Raw genomic sequence first — 3,075 nt, forward strand, 5'->3', positions numbered from 1 at the left:
ACATAAAACCCCTCTTTTTAGGTGGGAGAGAGCATCTGGCCATGCATAGAAGCGGTCAGGGCCTTTTTCTGCCACATGCGAAGTAAAAACAGAAAGAGCAAACGAGTGTAGGTTACTTTTTATTCTGCATAGCAGGGATTTAGATGTCGAAAAATTAAAATGGATTTATATAGAAAAAAACTAAACTTAATCTTTTCCTTTACAAAATTCTATTATATCGCATGTCAATGTGAAAAAATATGTTTAAAGATGGAACTTTTCAAACTGATAAGAATGTCTATATTTTGTCATATCAAAAATAGATATTACAAAACTGTAAGACCCTTGTAATATAAAAGGATGCCTCCTTATATGTTAAGGCATCCTTTTTTGGATTATTTTAATTGAACTTTAACTGGCGGTAATGGTTTTTCAGGATGATATGGTGACATTTCTACTTCTAGCACATAATTTTTTAGACTAAAATTCTTTACACCATATTCCCCATCCAACTTAAATGTCGCTTGAAACTGTAATTTCTCCTTATTCAATACTTTTACATCGCTTCCCTTTACAACATGACCAATTGGTGCAAATTCCTCATCTACATACGAAGAATCAATTAAATTCATAATTTCACCACGATTTATCAACTCATCCATGGAATTACGTTTTGTATCGGCATTTTGAAGTGTATATTGCACAATTAATCTCTGTTTTTTATGTTGAATTTTATTTACGACAATCTTTAAATCACTACGAGTACTTTGTATTTCAAATGGTGTCTTTTGATTTAAAGACTGAATAGATGGCTTTTCAGACAACCTCACATTTGGATGCAGTGTAATAAATTCTGCGTTCTCTGGAATTTTCCCAAAAACAGATCGCTCATCAGACTCTATCTGATTCCCAACCTTTTCCCTACCAAATTCAATACCTGACGTTTTAAAATCGATTTCATGTCCCTTATCATCAGTCACTTTTCCGATTCTCGCTAAATCATTTTCTCCTATAAGTGGATAAATGGCTTTATAGTCAATCGCAACGGATCCTTTTCCAACTGTAATCTTTTCAAAGTTAAATGTATGTTCTTTATCTTCACTACTTACGGATTGCTGAGGATGAATCATTTTATTCTCCAATTGTTGTACTGGAATATCAAATTTCCAAATCCCTTTTGTGTCTCCGATAGACGTAATGGTAATTGGTAATGTTGTATTTTGAGGAAGCTCTTTTTCTGGATAATCAATATGAATATTCCCGAACCAACCGTCTTTTGTTATTTTCCCATCAAATGAAGCTGCACGCCCCCATTTCGGACTTCCATCAACTAGTTTAAAATCATAGTAAAAACTATTGGCAAAAGTATTCTTTATCTCTACTTCGTCTGGATTATCTACTTTAAATGTAATCCCAATTCTACCACCATCATAATACACACTGTTCATCGTTACACTAATTCCATTGCTTACCGCTTGCTGATTTAGTTCGGTTACAAGCTTACTTGCTGACAGATTTTGACCAATTGAATCATGAAAATGCGAATAGATTTTCCCAATAATCGGAACTTCCGCTAATACACGAGTCATTTGTGGAAATACAAATCCTGAGCCTAGTATCCCTATACAGATTGAAGCTACAGTTAACAAAGCAATTTTTCTTTTCCTATATATCTTTTTGACTGGTTTTTCTGCCTTTGCCTTAGTAATACCTTTTTGTATAGCCAGATTCAATTCTTGTTTCGGAACATCAATTTTATTTACTTCGTCATCAAACCACTGCTTATCCAATCCTCATCACTCCCCCCTAATAATTTTTTTAGAGATTTCCTTGCCCGATGCAAATACGTTTTGACTGTTCCCTCCGGTATATTCATTTGCCAAGCAATTCGATTAATCGGAAGATCATAATAATAATATAAAATGATTACCGTTTGATAATTTTCATCCAACCTTTGAATCGCTTCCTGCAAATCAATATTTTGCTCAATTTGATGTAGTTTGTTCGGTACCTCACCATATGTATTTGCTTCTCTTCCGTCCTCTATCTTCTTCACTTTTTTCTTTTCACCTAATAGCTGATAAGCATTATGTATAAGAATACGTGTCAACCATGTCAAAAAATAGTTCGGTTTCTTTAATTGCTCTATGGATAAATACGCTTTATAAACTGTTTCTTGTACAACGTCCAGTGCATCTTCTTTATTCTGTACATATAGATAAGCAGTCCGATACAACTGGTCTTGATATAAACTAATAAGCTGTTCGAAAGCTGCATCGTCACCTTTTCTTGCCTTTTTGACTAATTTTATTTCATCCATCGTATCCCCTCCTTTCATTTATTAGATAGATAGCGGGACAGTTTGGTTTCAATTTTTTTTGTTCCATACAAAAGAGCACATTCAATCGAATGTGCTCTTTTCCTATCACATACTATTTATCGTTTTCCTCTTTTTCCCTATCAAACCATAATAGTTCATCATCATCCACATCACCATTATAATTGATGAGTATCTCTTCTCCTGCTTTTATATCCGTGTAAGCATAAAAGTCAAATGTATGATTATCAAAGTTAATTTCATACGTCGCATTCGGTTTATAAGCATGGTTAAACAGCATACCGTATCCTAAAAGGATTGCGGTATGATTTATGCCATACTCAAATGCGTAGTCAGCAAGTAATGTTTTCTCTATAAATTGATGTTCCTCATTCGGATAAGCGATAACTGGCGCTTCATGTAGAAGTTCTCCTTTTTTTATATCACGCGTCGCAAATACTCCCCTATTGAATTCTCCATCACTAAGTGTAGAAGCCTTTATTTCAATCATGTTCGTCACCTATACATTTCTTTCTTTGAAGTATTTTATCTCCTTAAGATTGACAGATAATGAAGAGAAAAGCAATTGATTTCATTCAAAACCCTCACTCAGCACAAAATATACAAAAAAGGGGCAAATGATTTTTTTGTGATTCTTTCTCAAGATGAGAAAAACATTTTTTAGCCATTCCATTTACTGAATCTCGCTTTCCTCATCATATACTTATATAAATCCATTTTAATTGTTCGGCACCTAAATTCCCTGCTATGCAGAATAA

Annotated in this window: 4 protein-coding genes; all 4 read right to left on the reverse strand. The window is 33.8% G+C overall.

All coding sequences use genetic code 11. The features are described 5' to 3' along the window. Positions 1 to 374: 374 nt before the first annotated feature. On the reverse strand, positions 375 to 1,769 hold the full coding sequence (locus V7183_RS24290; RefSeq protein ID WP_335361121.1) for a DUF4179 domain-containing protein: 1,395 nt from the start codon (positions 1,767 to 1,769) through the stop codon (positions 375 to 377). Next, the gene (locus tag V7183_RS24295; RefSeq protein WP_097894793.1) at positions 1,739 to 2,299 is read right to left on the reverse strand and encodes a sigma-70 family RNA polymerase sigma factor; all 561 of its coding nucleotides are present in this window, start codon (positions 2,297 to 2,299) and stop codon (positions 1,739 to 1,741) included. Before V7183_RS24295 ends, V7183_RS24290 begins: the two co-directional genes overlap by 31 nt. 112 nt (positions 2,300 to 2,411) lie before the next feature. Next, on the reverse strand, positions 2,412 to 2,807 hold the full coding sequence (locus V7183_RS24300) for an SET domain-containing protein (RefSeq protein ID WP_141523313.1): 396 nt from the start codon (positions 2,805 to 2,807) through the stop codon (positions 2,412 to 2,414). A gap of 94 nt (positions 2,808 to 2,901) precedes the next feature. Next, positions 2,902 to 2,985: a DUF4077 domain-containing protein gene (locus tag V7183_RS26090; RefSeq protein ID WP_141523316.1), complete on the reverse strand. Its 84-nt coding sequence runs from the start codon at positions 2,983 to 2,985 to the stop codon at positions 2,902 to 2,904. Positions 2,986 to 3,075 lie beyond the last annotated feature (90 nt).

Origin of the sequence: Bacillus sp. JJ1127 (assembly GCF_036965845.1) — a bacterium.
Lineage (GTDB): Bacteria > Bacillota > Bacilli > Bacillales > Bacillaceae_G > Bacillus_A.

What these genes read in the sequence shown, in the direction of transcription:
- V7183_RS26090 (WP_141523316.1), bottom strand. Translation starts at nt 2,985, where the DNA reads ATGGCTAAAAAATGTTTTTCTCATCTTGAGAAAGAATCACAAAAAAAT.
- V7183_RS24300 (WP_141523313.1), bottom strand. Translation starts at nt 2,807, where the DNA reads ATGATTGAAATAAAGGCTTCTACACTTAGTGATGGAGAATTCAATAGG.
- V7183_RS24295 (WP_097894793.1), bottom strand. Translation starts at nt 2,299, where the DNA reads ATGGATGAAATAAAATTAGTCAAAAAGGCAAGAAAAGGTGACGATGCA.